This is a genomic window from Pseudomonas sp. FW306-02-D09B (assembly GCF_058782685.1).
On the sequence record NZ_JBYSXY010000003.1, the window covers coordinates 116,577 to 131,284 of the forward strand.

General features: G+C 58.0%; 16 protein-coding genes. 2 read left to right on the plus strand and 14 right to left on the minus strand.

What is annotated here, in order from left to right; all coding sequences use genetic code 11:
• Position 1 precedes the first annotated feature (1 nt).
• The 11 genes from AC3WK5_RS07285 to AC3WK5_RS07335 form a co-directional block, all read right to left on the minus strand.
• Positions 2–208 carry a hypothetical protein gene (locus tag AC3WK5_RS07285; RefSeq protein WP_103315496.1) on the minus strand — a complete coding sequence of 69 codons (207 nt, stop codon included), beginning with the start codon at positions 206–208 and terminating at the stop codon, positions 2–4.
• A 102-nt stretch (positions 209–310) separates the two neighbouring features.
• Positions 311–751 carry a phage tail assembly chaperone gene (locus AC3WK5_RS07290; protein WP_103315497.1) on the minus strand — a complete coding sequence of 147 codons (441 nt, stop codon included), beginning with the start codon at positions 749–751 and terminating at the stop codon, positions 311–313.
• 2 nt (positions 752–753) lie between these two features.
• A complete protein-coding gene (locus AC3WK5_RS07295) occupies positions 754–2,682 on the minus strand; it encodes a phage tail-collar fiber domain-containing protein (protein ID WP_103315498.1) in 1,929 nt (642 codons plus the stop codon).
• On the minus strand, positions 2,683–3,318 hold the full coding sequence (locus AC3WK5_RS07300) for a phage tail protein I (protein ID WP_103315499.1): 636 nt from the start codon (positions 3,316–3,318) through the stop codon (positions 2,683–2,685).
• Positions 3,315–4,310, minus strand: coding sequence for a baseplate J/gp47 family protein (locus AC3WK5_RS07305; protein ID WP_103315500.1), 996 nt, complete (start codon positions 4,308–4,310; stop codon positions 3,315–3,317). Before AC3WK5_RS07305 ends, AC3WK5_RS07300 begins: the two co-directional genes overlap by 4 nt.
• Entirely contained in the window at positions 4,307–4,639 is a 333-nt protein-coding gene (locus AC3WK5_RS07310) for a phage baseplate protein (RefSeq protein ID WP_103315501.1), read from the minus strand. The genes AC3WK5_RS07305 and AC3WK5_RS07310 overlap by 4 nt, the downstream gene beginning before the upstream one ends.
• Positions 4,640–4,649: 10 nt before the next feature.
• Positions 4,650–5,261, minus strand: a complete 612-nt coding sequence (locus AC3WK5_RS07315; RefSeq protein WP_103315502.1) for a phage baseplate assembly protein V — start codon at positions 5,259–5,261, stop codon at positions 4,650–4,652.
• A 21-nt stretch (positions 5,262–5,282) separates the two neighbouring features.
• A complete protein-coding gene (locus tag AC3WK5_RS07320; protein WP_103315503.1) occupies positions 5,283–5,807 on the minus strand; it encodes a hypothetical protein in 525 nt (174 codons plus the stop codon).
• A 157-nt stretch (positions 5,808–5,964) separates the two neighbouring features.
• Positions 5,965–6,312, minus strand: a complete 348-nt coding sequence (locus tag AC3WK5_RS07325) for a phage holin family protein (RefSeq protein WP_054595933.1) — start codon at positions 6,310–6,312, stop codon at positions 5,965–5,967.
• Positions 6,313–6,477: 165 nt separating this feature from the next.
• The gene (locus AC3WK5_RS07330; RefSeq protein ID WP_103315504.1) at positions 6,478–6,891 is read right to left on the minus strand and encodes a tail fiber assembly protein; all 414 of its coding nucleotides are present in this window, start codon (positions 6,889–6,891) and stop codon (positions 6,478–6,480) included.
• A 467-nt stretch (positions 6,892–7,358) separates the two neighbouring features.
• Positions 7,359–8,093, minus strand: coding sequence for an XRE family transcriptional regulator (locus tag AC3WK5_RS07335; RefSeq protein WP_054598255.1), 735 nt, complete (start codon positions 8,091–8,093; stop codon positions 7,359–7,361).
• 200 nt (positions 8,094–8,293) lie between these two features.
• Here AC3WK5_RS07335 and mutS point away from each other — a divergent pair, with 200 nt between their 5' ends.
• The gene (gene mutS, locus AC3WK5_RS07340) at positions 8,294–10,873 is read left to right on the plus strand and encodes a DNA mismatch repair protein MutS (protein ID WP_103315505.1); all 2,580 of its coding nucleotides are present in this window, start codon (positions 8,294–8,296) and stop codon (positions 10,871–10,873) included.
• A gap of 142 nt (positions 10,874–11,015) precedes the next feature.
• On the plus strand, positions 11,016–11,339 hold the full coding sequence (gene fdxA, locus AC3WK5_RS07345) for a ferredoxin FdxA (protein WP_019692115.1): 324 nt from the start codon (positions 11,016–11,018) through the stop codon (positions 11,337–11,339).
• 513 nt (positions 11,340–11,852) lie between these two features.
• Here the strand turns inward: fdxA and rpoS are convergent.
• The 3 genes from rpoS to AC3WK5_RS07360 form a co-directional block, all read right to left on the minus strand.
• Complete coding sequence (rpoS, locus tag AC3WK5_RS07350; protein WP_054595931.1) at positions 11,853–12,857, minus strand: RNA polymerase sigma factor RpoS; 1,005 nt, start codon at positions 12,855–12,857, stop codon at positions 11,853–11,855.
• 105 nt (positions 12,858–12,962) lie between these two features.
• Positions 12,963–13,820, minus strand: a complete 858-nt coding sequence (locus AC3WK5_RS07355) for a peptidoglycan DD-metalloendopeptidase family protein (RefSeq protein WP_054595930.1) — start codon at positions 13,818–13,820, stop codon at positions 12,963–12,965.
• A gap of 211 nt (positions 13,821–14,031) precedes the next feature.
• Positions 14,032–14,667: a protein-L-isoaspartate(D-aspartate) O-methyltransferase gene (locus tag AC3WK5_RS07360; RefSeq protein ID WP_173859967.1), complete on the minus strand. Its 636-nt coding sequence runs from the start codon at positions 14,665–14,667 to the stop codon at positions 14,032–14,034.
• Positions 14,668–14,708: the final 41 nt, after the last annotated feature.

Sequence of the window (14,708 nt, forward strand, 5' to 3'; positions counted from 1 at the left end):
GTTATTCAGCCTTCTTGATGGTGGCCTTTTTGGCCGGGGTGGTTGGGGAGGCCTCGGCCTCGAGGACGCTGGTTAGCTCCAGACGGCCAGCGCTGCGCAACGCGTTGGCTTCAACGTCGAGCAGGTCAAGCTCTTGACCGACGCTCGACCAGTGGCCGCCACCGGTGGGGAATGGGAGGAGCACGGTGTATGTTTGGCGTTCTGCCATTTCAGGATCTCCAGAAGCGAAAAGCCCCGCATGAGCGAGGCTGTTAGGAATGTGCCGCGTTATAGGCAGCGGAAAAGAAAACGCCCCGTCAGTGCGGGGCGTTTATTGGAGCTGGGCAGTCGTCCAAGGCGGGGCAGCAGGACGGTGATCAACAAGCGGAAACTCGTCACCTTCTGGCCAGTTTCGAAGCGACCTACGGAACGCTTGCAGCTCGGTGTATTGCTCGGCGGAAAGGGTTGTTGCTCCACCCCCATCCTCCTGCTCATCTCGATGCCGTGCCACCAAGCTATCGGTTTGTGATAGTTGGCCATCGCGCCATGCTCGCTCAGCCGCAGCCAGTGCTTCATTCGATAACCCTGGGCTATCAACAACGAGCGGCAAACCGTCCTCGCCGGGCACTATGACCTTACCGGCCGGAAGCGGCTCCGCAAAAAGACTCAGATACACGTGATCCGAAATCGGTAGTGCATCTGCAGGAATTTCGCCGTGGAACCCCTTCAGGTAGACTCCGCCCGCCGAGGCTGAATACAGGTACTTGCCCATAGTTAATATCCTATTGCGATGTATGAAAGTATCGGCGTATTGCCTACCACACCGCTCGAGTAGATCCAGGTGCCACCCACTTTGGTTCTTAACTCAAGAGAAGTGTTCACAAATGCATTACCTGCGATTCCGGTCACAATACTAGTGGACGTAGCAAGCACCGCAGTAGGGAATGCAATAGGCCAAGTGATCGGTGTCTGAAGGAACCCATTGACGGTGTTGTAAGTAGCCCCGTTGACGTTGCCCCACTGGATAATCAAGCCGCCGAGCCATGTCGGCAATGCCACGTAACCATTAGTAGCCAGGTTGATTGCAAACCCTCGTCGAAGCTTTTTAGGGGTCACTATCGTGGCATCATCTGTGCCTTCGTTAACCTGAGTCTGAGTCGCGACTTTTGCCGTACCCTGATTGGTTTCTGTTGCAAGAGCTGCCAAAGCAACAAGGGCAGCTATATCAATATTTCCCTGATTGATTGGTGCGTTCCAGGCCTTGATGCACCACATAACCGCCAAGCTGCGCGGGCGGGTTTCCGTGCCACCGGCATTAACTGTGGTGTTAGCGCCAAGGGTCGCATAGTTGTCCGCCCCCGAAGTAGAGGTGTAAGAGCCGGCGATCAACGTGGGGGCACCATTGATAGTTACTCCTGCCGTTCCACCACCTGGATCAAGGGCAGCTCCGGCATTGTCGAAGTATTTATGGCTATGCGCTTCAAGCATTGATCCCTGAAGTGTGCCAATGCCTCGACCAGCGTCCACGCCACGCCCATGATCCCAACCGCGCAGGAACTCGGCGCGCGACTCCGGCAAACGGAAGTTACCGGCGCCCTCATCACCTTTGTTGAACGTAGTTCCCAGGTAAGCTGCCAGATCGGGATAGACCGCAATGCTCTGCACACTTCCGTCCAGCTCAAGAAACCCTGGTGCGAGCTTGTTCACCGGAAACGCCACCATCGTGCCGACTGGCAGCGCCGAGGCCTGGGCAATCATCGACTCGATTTCAGGCTTGGTATAAGTGTCCTTGATGCCGAATCCAGCCAGTGTTTCCGGGTTAGCGCCGGCAATGGCGCGGCCGTACTTATCGACCGTCAGGCTCTTATAAGTACCCGCCTGAATGCCCGTTCTGCCGGCAAGCATTTCAAAGCTCAGCGCGGTAGTGCCCAGCGTTATTGGGCCGTTCGTGACCAGACGCCACAGAGAGCCACCGTTCGCAGAGCCCTCCTCGACCATCACCGTCAGGCCCGGCGTTACCTTCGCGCTGCTGTTCGCATCAACGGCACGCACCCAGGCGCCATTGGCCGCCACATAAATGCCGTTGTCCTTCGCCGCCGTTTGACCCGCGACCAGCACCCGTTGGCCGGATACCACGGCGACGCCATCGATCTGCTGAGCACCGCTCAACACGATGTTTTCCGCGGCGACCACGCGAACCGATTGCTTGCCATCGAGCTTGGCCAGCTCGTCAGCGAGATAGCCCATCACCCAAGCCCGCGTTGCCTTGACGACCGTATCGTCAATCAGCAACGTCACCAACGAAGCATTACTGGTCTCGAAAATCGAACGAATATAAAACTCTTTCCCCGATCCCGACGTCGCCAGTACCGGCTTGAACGACTCCGGGTATTTGACGATCGCGTACAGAATGCCGGTATCGGTCCAGAGCCCGGCCTCGCGTACATACCAACCGCCGACTTCGGGCGGGATGGTAACTTCGGCCAGCAGCCAGCTGGGGTTTTTCTCGTCCTGGAACAGCGCGTTGAGTGGCCCGCGCCACACTTCGCGTTTGAGTGCAGTAGCGGTCGCCGCCGGGTTATAAACTTCGCCACCGCCGTCACCGACCGAAATCTGCGACAACTTGATCGGTACGCCCGCCGCCTTGCAGGCAGTTTCGTAGGCGATCCCCGCATTCGTGAGCAGGGTGTAATAGTCGGCCATTTAGGACCCCTGAGGATAAATAGTGGATGTTTCGACGCTGTAGAGCCCGGCGGCCATAAAGGCCTGACCCGAGGCTTCAAGCCCTTCGATCACAATCGGATAAACCGTGGTCAGCTCACCGCACACAGTGGCTGCGCCGATGACGTGGTTGCCAAATGCGCTCAAGCCCACGGACACCGACAAGGTGTCGCGTTCGCTCTTTGCGTCCGCCAGACGTCGGTCGAGACGCGCGTCGATTTCTTCGCTGTAGGGTTGCTGGGTAAAGGCCCTCATGGAAAAGCTATAGGGCTGGCCTGGCGGGGTCTGCTCGTACCAGGCGCGAATCTCGGGCACTAATTGCAAACCCTTGGCGGCGTTCTCCAGGGCCTTTCGCGTACCGGCCTGCCGGGCGGTTGACCATGCGAGTTCTACCGTTAAACGCTTTTCTGCCTCGGGAGCCTCGGAGCTCCATTCAGCAACCCCTCGATCAGCCGCGAGATATGGCAGGAACGCCAACGGCGTGTTGACCGGGTCCATAAGCTCGGGGAACGGCAGAACAATGCGATCGAGCAATTGACCAAAACCGAGATCGAGCGCTTTTTCCAGCGGCGAACTGTTCGCCGGCAACAGGCTCGGACGAGAAGCTTGATCACTCATAGCGTCAGCACCTCAACCTCGACACCCGTGCAGTACGGAGCCTGGAAGGCTGTGGTCACGATGGGCTCCACTGGCTCGAGGATCTCCAGCTGTACCGCGCCGGCGGTATGTATCGTGTAATCGATCCAGCTCGGATCGACCCGCCCTTCCAGCCGATGGCACGCATCGGCATACGCCTGCAACTGCTGCTCAGCGGCCACCTTGGTCAAACCCGAGTCCGGTCCGGCGTTGATCTTCGCGACCACCCGGATCTTGTAGCGCTTGATTTCGGCGGCCTGCACCGTGACGAGATCCGTTTCGGGCCTCACGTCAGGGCGGGCAAAGTGCCGGCGAACCCCGTCCAGCAGGTCCGCAGACGGCGTGCCGTCAGCCTCTCGCGACAGCACGGTAACCCTCACCTCGCCAGGCGCTGTTCGGCGCCCGTTGCCATCCTTGACCTGCGCCGCGTAGCCATCCGGATCAAAGCTGTAGGTCACCGTCACCACGCCCGGGGCCGTGGTGTCGACCTTCACTGCGGGCCGTTCGCCGAGGGTGAACACCTCGCGGCGATACTGCATCCGCGAACCCGCTGCCGGTGCATGCGGCGCCAGGTAGTAACGCAGCCGGGCATCGTCGTCGCTTTCATAAGTGGGTGGGATCGGCGGGAATGCCGCCGGATTTCCCGGGTCCAGTACCTGACGCTCAAGCCCCATGTCCGCGAGGCGGGCGTCGAGGTTGCTGCCGGTCGCCCACCACGCGAGCATCTGCTTGATGCGGGCGTTGTATTTGCGTTCGTGGGTTTGCAGCCGCACACAAAAGGCCTCAAGGGCCAGGGTCAGCAGCTCACTTTCGTTGTCGAGGCTGACTTGCAGTTTGGCGGCAGTTTCCGGTGAACGGGCGGCCACGTAGTCGACGACAAACGCCTTGAATTCTGCGAGCAGCGCCTCGAACGCCTCGACCGTGACAATCGCCGGCTCAGCCAACTGGTTTTGACCGGGTATCAGCATGCTCATGTCACGACCTCGAATGTCTGTTTGCGGTTTTTCCAGGTGCCAGCGAAGCGCAACAACAGCCCCGCCCCTCGACGACTGGCGACGATGACCTCAGGCTGAAAATCATCGATACCGTTTGCCTTGTTGTAAAACGCCTGTGCTGCATAGCTCTGCGCCAGGATCAACATGTCGTCGCCAACGTTCTGCCCCAGCAAATCAGGCACCAGCGATCCATACAGCGGACGCTTTTGACGAGTGCCCAGCGGGGTGGTCAGTGCGCGGGTTGCGCGCTGCACAAACTGCAGCCAGTCGTCGACCGCTGCTCCGGTATTTCTATCGACTCCAATCATGGGAAGTCCCTTATGCCGTACTGATGACTCGCCCCTGGTGATCCACCAAAGGGCCGAGGAAGTGAACGCCAGAGGCGTCGAGCAGCACGCCGACTGCGCCCAGCTTCAGCTCGATGGCCTCAGGGGTCAGCGCCAGCCGAGCCGGGCCGACAGTCAACTCGACCGACTCACGCGAGCCCTTGAATGTCGTCTGTCCATTGGTCCAGCTCAGGACATGGCTTGCATCGTCGTAGCTGCTTTCGGTGCCGTCCTTGTATCGACGACGTGTCAGCGTGGCGACGGTCGAAACCGGAGGGAACCGATTGCTGTTGAGGCCGAACAAGGCGACCGATTGCCCAGCGCCATCGCCGCCGCCATAGTTCAGCAGCAAGCACTGCTCGCCCTCGGAAGGAATGCGCGATTCACTCTGTTCGCCAGCACTCGGGTTGAAGAACCTGATCGCTGGCGTCAGCAGATCCCCATGGCTGACCTTGCAGGTGTTACTGGTGGCATCGACCTCTACACACACGCCGATGCGACAAAAGCTGTCGGCACGCCGGTGCAGGTCTTCGAACTCGGTCTCCATCTCAGCCAAACGCTCAATGATCGGACCGAGCTGCATACGTAGAAGAGCGTCAAACATGGGCCACTCCTTGAGTGCTTGTTAAACAAGCGTTGTGTATTGATCCGGATCGTCGATGTTCGAAACTTGCGAGGTGAACGCGAACTTTGGCGTCCCTGTTGGCTCATCGAGCAACGGCGGACCGAAGTACAACGTCTGGGAAAACGAAACCGTCCATGCGTCGTACACCTGCTCACCGCTGGTGAACGTCGACGGCACTGCCTCGATGCTCATCGGCAGGTCGCATTGCCCTCCCGATACGCCCCAACGGTTATCCGTGACGATATCCTTCAGTGCGCTGGCGAGATTGCAGGCCTCAAACCCTGAATGCCCGCTCTTCCCGGCGACCACGCCTTGCAGCGAGATCGTCAGGACATGAGCGATACGCCCGTCGTTGGCGCGGGTGCCCGCGGCATCGCGCTGAATCGCGATCAGGACCCAGGCATCATCGACAACCCCATCGAAATCCTGATATCCCCCAACCTTCAGGCCTGGATAAATCGGCCGAAGTGCCTCACCGATAGCGAGAATCAGCTCCGAGGGTTTATTGATAACGCTTGGAGACATAAGCGGTTTCCTGTTCGAGTGTCACAGTGTCAATTGTTGAGTTGAGGAGAATTACCGCCGATGACCTGCATCCTTGCAGGTCGGGGTCGTTGTCTACGCCCCCCGTCAGCCGGTCCATTGGACTTGTTCAGCGGTGACCTCTTTGCTGCCAGTACCATTAGCGGTCCTGACTGGAATCACGCGGCGCCATTTCATCGACGCCAATCCGCTTCGCCGCCCAGCGCTCGTAAAGCCCGATAGCGACGTCGGCACCAGCCATCGCGGTGAGGCAACCGAAAGCGCCAGCGGTCCAGATCGACACGCCCGCGGCATACAACAGCATGATGGTCGAGACCCCGCAGACCATGCAGGCCCCGGAGCGCAGCACCAGACGCCGCAACAGTGGCCAGCCGCGAGCGCCCTCCTTGTCGGCGCGCCACATTTCGCCGGACACCCCGCCGACCACCGCCAGAGCGATGACCAGCCAGATAGGCATGTCCGCCAACGCTTGCTGCTCGTTTGTCATGTCACGCCTCCTGCGTTGATAAATAGGTGATGGGTTTGTGTGTTATTCAAACGCTGTCTCTTGATGTGCCTGACGGTAGGTAGGCATTCCAAAAAGCCCGGTCGCCCGGGCTTTTCAGTAATACGGTCCTTCGCACTTTCCGTGAATACGGTCGCCTCAGCTTACTTACGCAAGCTCTGGCCAATTGATGGTCACAGGAAAGCCAGGTTGTTTATTGACGTTGCTCAGTGCGATGCAGAACTGCTTGTGCGCCAACAGATAGGCTTCATCCGCCGGAGTGGCGATGCCCAACTCGATTTTGAATGGCAAAGCTGTAGCCGTCAGACGGGCGTTGGCTTTGTCCAGACGCTTAGTCTTTTCATATCGAAGTTGTTCCGAGAGCGGAGATGGCTGCCATGGAAAGTCAAAACTGAATGCCCACACACCATCTGTGTTGACCGCATTCCAGGAGTAGTCGACCAGAGTGTTAGCGGTAACTTCGACCCACAATTGGCCCGCTGGAAACTCTTCGGTGATGGGGTTATTGGTTTCGTAAATGTTGTCGACTTTGCCTTGGGCAATGCGTACGTATTTTTTCATGTTCATTTCCTTATCGATTTTCCAGAACTGCCTACATCAGGTAGGCATTCCAAAAAGCCCGGCGCCTGCCGGGCTTTTCAGTAATGCGGTCCTGCTATCTGATCTTTCGGCGCTACTGGCGCGGTACGGATCCATTCAAATTGTTCCTCCGACCGCGACCCTGTCCGCCGGATAACTGCTTACGGTGCTTTACGCTGCACACCCGGGTCAGTTGCCAACCCTCTGAACCGTTGAGGCCGGTTCATCGCTGCCTTTGCTGTGGAACTAAAGAGCTTCGTTGCGAGCCGTTGTTGAGCGGCTTGAGACAAAGAATATGCATGGATGCATATACAGTCAATGCATAAATGCATTTATTTATGCATCAGAAATGCACGGACGCATGAAAGCCCCGTAAACAAAGGGTGGGATGGTTTTCGTCGGGCGAAAAAAAACCCGCTTGATAGCGGGTTTTGTCTGACAGCTAAGCGTTAGCGGGCGTACATGCCCCACCAGAAGACATGGCCGAGGATGACGATCTGCTCTTCCTGGATTTCCTGGAAGGTGTAGTCCTCATCCGGGTGTTCATCGCGATTGAAGCTGCGCAGACGAATACCGGTTGGCAGACGATAGAGCTGCTTCACCCGCAGCTGGCCGTTATGGTTGATGGCATACAAATCACCATCAACGATATCGCCAATCCCGGACTTGCCGGCATTGACCCCAACCGTGGCGCCGTCGCGCAGCACCGGCAACATGCTGTTGCCGCGCACGGTCACGCATTTGGCCTGGTCGAACTGCACACCGTTATGCCGCAAGCTGCGCTTGCCGAAGCGCAAGCTTGAGCGCTCGCTTTCTTCGATGACGAATCTTCCTGATCCAGCAGCCAATTCAACCTCGCGAAGAAAGGGGACCGAGACCTCGTCGTCATCGACGGGGGTATCGTCATCCCACAGACTTATGTCCTTGAGTTCCGAATGCGACTCTTCGCGTGCAGGCGCATTGGCCGACGCAACATCGGCGCGGCCACGCAACTGGTCAGTGCTCACACGGAAGTACTCGGCGATCTTCGAGATGTGTTTATCCGAAGGATCGACGATCTTCCCGCTGAGAATCCGCGAGAGGGTAGATTGAGGCACGCCGGTGCGACGGTGAAGCTCCGTGGGGGAGATCCCGTGCTGATCGAGCAGTGCTCTTAAGACGGTAGAAACATTGCGTTTTTGCATAACGCGCATAGTGCTTGTTCTTATCGAAGATGACAAATGCTGTTTTGCATAACCAGTGCATAAACCCCTGAAGTGTGCAGCGGGCCTTTCATCCCTGCGTAGGTCGGACTGCCCATGGTAACCTTGCGCCCATCGCGGAAAAGCCGGGCCAACGTCCCTCTTTTGCCCCACCCCTTTCAACGAATTCGCCTGATTACCTGATGAATAAAGCACTCTCCGATCTGTCTTCCCACACCCCGATGATGCAGCAGTACTGGCGTCTGAAGAATCAGCACCCTGACCAGTTGATGTTCTACCGCATGGGTGACTTCTACGAGATCTTCTATGAAGACGCGAAGAAGGCCGCCAAATTGCTGGACATCACCCTGACTGCCCGTGGGCAGTCGGCCGGGCAGGCGATTCCTATGTGTGGGATTCCTTACCACGCTGCGGAAGGTTACCTGGCGAAACTGGTCAAGCTCGGTGAGTCGGTGGTGATCTGTGAACAGGTCGGCGACCCGGCGACCAGCAAAGGTCCGGTAGACCGTCAGGTTGTACGAATCATCACCCCCGGCACCGTCAGCGATGAAGCGCTGCTGGATGAGCGCCGCGACAACCTGATCGCCGCCGTACTGGGTGACGAGCGCCTGTTCGGCCTGGCCGTGCTGGACATCACCAGCGGCAACTTCAGCGTGCTGGAGATCAAAGGCTGGGAGAACCTGCTGGCGGAGTTGGAGCGGGTCAATCCGGTCGAGCTGATGATTCCGGACGATTGGCCAAAAGACTTGCCGGCGGAGAAGCGCCGTGGCGTTCGTCGTCGCGCACCGTGGGATTTCGAGCGTGATTCGGCGCTGAAAAGTCTTTGCCAGCAATTTTCCACCCAGGACCTCAAAGGTTTCGGCTGCGAGAACCTGACCCTGGCGATCGGTGCCGCCGGCTGCCTGTTGAGCTACGCCAAGGAAACCCAACGCACCGCCCTGCCGCATTTGCGCAGCCTGCGTCATGAGCGTCTGGACGATACCGTGGTGCTGGACGGCGCGAGCCGTCGCAACCTGGAGCTGGACACCAACCTGGCGGGTGGCCGCGAGAACACCCTGCAATCGGTGGTCGACCGTTGCCAGACCGCCATGGGCAGCCGCTTGCTGACCCGTTGGCTGAATCGCCCACTGCGCGACTTGAGCGTGCTGCTGGCACGCCAGACCTCGATCACCTGCCTGCTCGACGGTTACCGCTTCGAGAAACTCCAACCGCAGTTGAAAGAGATCGGTGACATTGAGCGAATTCTGGCGCGTATCGGCCTGCGTAACGCTCGCCCGCGTGACCTGGCTCGCCTGCGCGACGCTCTCGGTGCCCTGCCAGAACTGCAAGTGGCGATGACCGAGCTTGAGGCGCCACACCTTCACCAACTGGCCGTGACTACCAGCACCTATCCCGAGCTGGCCGCCCTGCTGGAAAAAGCCATCATCGACAACCCGCCGGCGGTGATCCGCGACGGTGGCGTGTTGAAAACCGGTTACGACGTCGAACTCGACGAGCTGCAATCGCTGAGCGAAAACGCCGGACAATTCCTGATCGACCTCGAAGCCCGCGAGAAGGCGCGTACCGGCCTGGCCAACCTGAAAGTCGGCTACAACCGGATTCACGGTTACTTCATCGAGCTGCCCAGCAAGCAAGCCGAGCAGGCACCGGCCGATTACATCCGCCGCCAGACCCTCAAGGGTGCCGAGCGTTTCATCACGCCAGAACTAAAAGCCTTCGAAGACAAGGCCCTGTCAGCGAAGAGCCGTGCGCTGGCCCGCGAGAAGATGCTTTACGAAGCCCTGCTCGAAGACCTGATCAGCCAACTGCCACCGCTGCAGGACACTGCCGCGGCACTGGCCGAGCTGGATGTCTTGAGCAACCTGGCCGAGCGTGCGCTGAACCTTGACCTGAACTGCCCACGGTTCGTCAGCGAGCCGTGCATGCGCATCAGCCAGGGCCGTCACCCGGTGGTTGAACAAGTATTGACCACGCCGTTCGTGGCCAACGACCTGAGCCTGGACGACAGCACGCGGATGCTGGTGATTACCGGCCCGAACATGGGCGGTAAATCCACTTACATGCGGCAAACCGCGCTGATCGTGCTGCTGGCGCATATCGGTAGCTTCGTGCCTGCCGCCAGCTGCGAATTGTCGCTGGTGGACCGGATTTTCACCCGGATCGGCTCCAGCGATGACCTGGCCGGTGGCCGTTCGACCTTCATGGTCGAGATGAGTGAAACCGCGAACATCCTGCACAACGCCACCGAACGCAGCCTGGTGCTGATGGACGAAGTCGGTCGCGGCACCAGCACCTTCGACGGTCTGTCGCTGGCTTGGGCTGCGGCCGAGCGTCTGGCTCAGCTGCGCGCTTATACGCTGTTCGCCACCCATTACTTCGAGTTGACGGTACTGCCGGAAAGCCAGCCGCTGGTGGCCAACGTCCACCTCAATGCCACCGAGCACAACGAGCGCATCGTATTCCTCCATCACGTACTGCCTGGCCCTGCCAGCCAGAGCTACGGATTGGCGGTTGCACAGCTGGCCGGCGTTCCCACCGAGGTGATTGTGCGGGCTCGCGAGCATCTGGGGCGACTGGAAGCCACGGCACTGCCTCACGAAACGGCGCAGCCAAGCAAAGACAAACCGGCCGCACCGCAGCAGAGCGATATGTTCGCCAGCCTGCCGCATCCAGTGCTCGATGAACTTGCCAAGCTTGATCTGGATGACATGACCCCGCGTAAGGCGCTCGAAATGCTCTATACATTAAAGACACGGATCTAACGCACTGGCCTGCAAGCTGTTAGAATCTCGCGCGGTTTGGGATGCTGCAGGCAAATAGCCTGGTCTGCAGACTATCGCTCCCAAACCTGGCGACCCCACCGTGAAGGGGCGCAGCACGCCGCCGCCTGAGGAGAGAATTAGAATGACCTTCGTCGTCACCGACAACTGCATCAAGTGCAAGTACACCGACTGCGTAGAAGTGTGTCCGGTGGACTGCTTTTACGAAGGCCCGAACTTCCTGGTGATTCACCCGGATGAGTGCATCGACTGCGCCCTGTGCGAGCCGGAATGCCCTGCTGTGGCCATCTTCTCTGAAGACGAAGTCCCGAGTGAGATGCAAGAATTCATTCAGCTGAACGTTGAACTGGCCGAGATCTGGCCCAACATCACTGAGAAGAAAGATCCGCTGCCAGACGCGGCAGAGTTTGATGGCGTTAAAGGCAAGATCAAAGACCTCGCTCGCTGATCATTGTCGCGCTCTTGAAAAGGCCCCTTGCGGGCCTTTTTGCGTTTCAGGGGGTGCGATCCTTTTCTGCGGGCAAAAAAAGGGGCGGTATGACCCGCCCACATTTTTTCCCTATTCCTTGTGTTCCTTTTCATCGTCCTGATGAATCACGTCCTTGCGATGTTCCTTGACCATCATCCTTGATGGCTGTGTCTATCCGTCGACACAGGGCTGATACTAAAGAGTTCCCCGGTAAGAGCAATCACCTGCCACGGGTAAGCCCGAATGAAACGACATGTTTATCTATAAAAAATATCGTTATAAATCAATAATTTACATAATTAAGCCAACAGAGATAGACGACCACTACCCGGTAGAAAAACCGAACACTTACGAAAGAGTAAGCCATGGCTTACGTTAACCTGCGAAAGCGTCCGAATAGCTCTTACGAAGCTTAAACAGCCTATCAATCGGCGAATAACAAAAAGCCCCGAAACAGACGGGGCTTATTGTTATCAGGCGAACGCGCTCCTGCTACTGGAACAGCGACTCACTCGACAGGCCATTCTTCTCAAGGATTTCACGCAGACGTTTCAGACCTTCAACCTGAATCTGTCTGACCCGCTCACGGGTCAGGCCAATCTCCAGGCCTACGTCTTCCAGCGTACTGCTCTCGTGGCCGCGCAGGCCGAAGCGGCGGATCACCACTTCGCGCTGTTTGTCCGTCAGCTCCGAGAGCCACTGATCGATGCTCTGCGACAGGTCATCATCCTGAAGCAGCTCACAAGGATCGGTAGGGCGGTCATCCGTAAGGGTGTCCAGCAGGGTTTTATCCGAATCCGGACCCAGCGAGACGTCGACCGAAGAAACCCGCTCGTTCAGGCCCAGCATGCGCTTGACCTCTCCTACCGGTTTTTCCAGCAGGTTGGCGATTTCTTCGGGTGAGGGTTCATGATCGAGCTTTTGCGTCAGCTCCCGTGCCGCACGAAGGTAGACGTTGAGCTCTTTCACCACATGAATCGGCAGCCGGATGGTCCGGGTCTGATTCATGATTGCACGCTCGATGGTCTGGCGTATCCACCAGGTCGCGTAGGTCGAAAAACGGAAGCCGCGCTCTGGGTCGAACTTTTCCACTGCCCGGATCAGGCCGAGGTTGCCCTCTTCGATCAGGTCGAGCAGCGACAGTCCACGATTGACATAGCGTCGGGCGATTTTCACCACCAGTCGCAGGTTGCTTTCAATCATGCGCTTGCGCCCAGCCGGATCGCCACTTTGCGACAGTCGCGCAAAATGAACTTCTTCTTCCGGTGACAACAAGGGGGAAAAGCCGATTTCGTTGAGGTACAACTGGGTAGCATCGAGCGCTCGGGTGTAGTCGATGTACTTATGCTGCTTGAGTGTTGCGGAGTGCCTGGATTTGGAGCGAACTGAAGGCGTAGCTGATCCTTCATTCGACATCTCATCCGATGCGACGTCGGTCTCCATCAGGAGAACCTCATCGTCGATGTCAAACTCCGGCACTTCTTTACTGAGAGCCATTGTTATAGTCCTTTGGTGAGTTCGACCTCAAGCTCAAGCGACGCCTTTATCCTTGGCAACGCTGGAGCCTGTTCCCTCTACGTGACGGAACAGGCTGGTAACAAATCAACGACGTGGCAGGAATTGCAGCGGATCTACAGGTTTACCTTGTCGGCGAATCTCAAAATGCAGTTTCACCCGGTCTGTACCCGTGGACCCCATTTCGGCAATTGTCTGTCCGACTTTGACCTGCTGCCCCTCCCGAACCAACAGCCTGCGGTTGTGACCGTAGGCACTGACGTAGGTATCGCTGTGTTTGATGATGACCAATTCGCCGTAGCCCCGCAAGCCACTCCCGGCATAAACCACGGTCCCATCAGACGCAGCTAAAACAGGCTGTCCCAAATCCCCGGCGATATCAATTCCTTTATTCAAACTACCGTTTGAAGAGAATTTTCCAATCAAAATGCCGTTGGATGGCCATCCCCAGCCTGTCGGCGCGGGCCCTGCAGGCGGCAATGGCGCAGGTGTCGGCTTGTTTGCGACGGACGGCGCAGCCGTCTGTTTCGCGGTGGTCGCACCCGAGGCTGGACCCCGGGTTACGGTAAATTTGCTCGAAGGAGAAGCGGTTGTTCCAGACGGGGTCACCACCTCTGTCGGCGTTGAACCGGAACGCCCGTCGAAGCGAATCGTCTGACCTGGATGGATTGTGTAAGGCGTAGGAATGTTGTTGCGTGCCGCCAGGGCCTTGTAGTCCCAGCCGTAGCGAAACGCGATCGAGAACAGGGTATCGCCGCGACGGACCACGTATTGGCCGGTGGTTACTGCGGGGCGTTGGGCCGCCGCATTATTACGATCGACCACTCGCACATCGCCTGAACGCGTGCTGGAGCAACCGACCAACAAGGAACTCAAGACAAGGCCAGTCACCAGGCGCTGAAAGCTTGTTGTACCGATACGCTGCGCAATGACTGTGAGACTCACCCGCCGCTCCCTTTGTGGTGGTTGAAGATAAAAATCGCCGTATTCAGGCATGAAATGTCGCAAGTATAACTGGCCGTCCGGGCTTTACCGTCGGCAAAACAAAATCGACACGCGCGCACGTTTGCTTATCGCTGTTCAATCGCGTTTAACCGATCAATGCCGCTGTAAGACCAAGGTAATCAAATAGAATTCAGCGTCGTTAAATAAATGCTTAAGCCAGTGGCCCATGGAGCAACGGTACAAAGCGCACCCCCCCCAAAACACGCCTGGAAAAGCCTTGTTCTTCACGGATGATCAACATCAATTGCTGAACCTCCCCTGAACCAACCGGAATCACCAGCCGCCCACCCGGCGCTAATTGATCGAGCAACGCCTGCGGTACATCGGTCGCCACCGCAGTGACGATAATGCCGTTGTACGGTGCCAGCGCTGGCCAGCCTTCCCAACCGTCGCCCCACCGAAATACCACGTTGCGCGTGTTCAACTCGACCAGGCGCTCCTTGGCACGATCCTGCAGGACCTTGATGCGCTCGACGGAAAACACCCGCTCGACCAATTGCGACAACACCGCTGTCTGGTAACCGGACCCGGTGCCGATCTCCAGCACTTTATCCAGAGGACCGGCCTCCAGCAGCAGCTCGCTCATGCGAGCCACCATATAAGGCTGAGAAATGGTCTGGTTATGGCCAATCGGTAATGCCGTGTCTTCGTAAGCACGGTGCGCCAGGGCTTCATCGACAAACAGATGACGCGGTGTCCGCCGAATGACCTCCAACACCTGGGCGTTGGACAGGCCTTCCTCATATAAGCGCTGGATCAGCCGTTCGCGCGTGCGCTGGGAGGTCATCCCGATACCACGACGCAGGATATCGTCTTGTTCACGAGCCA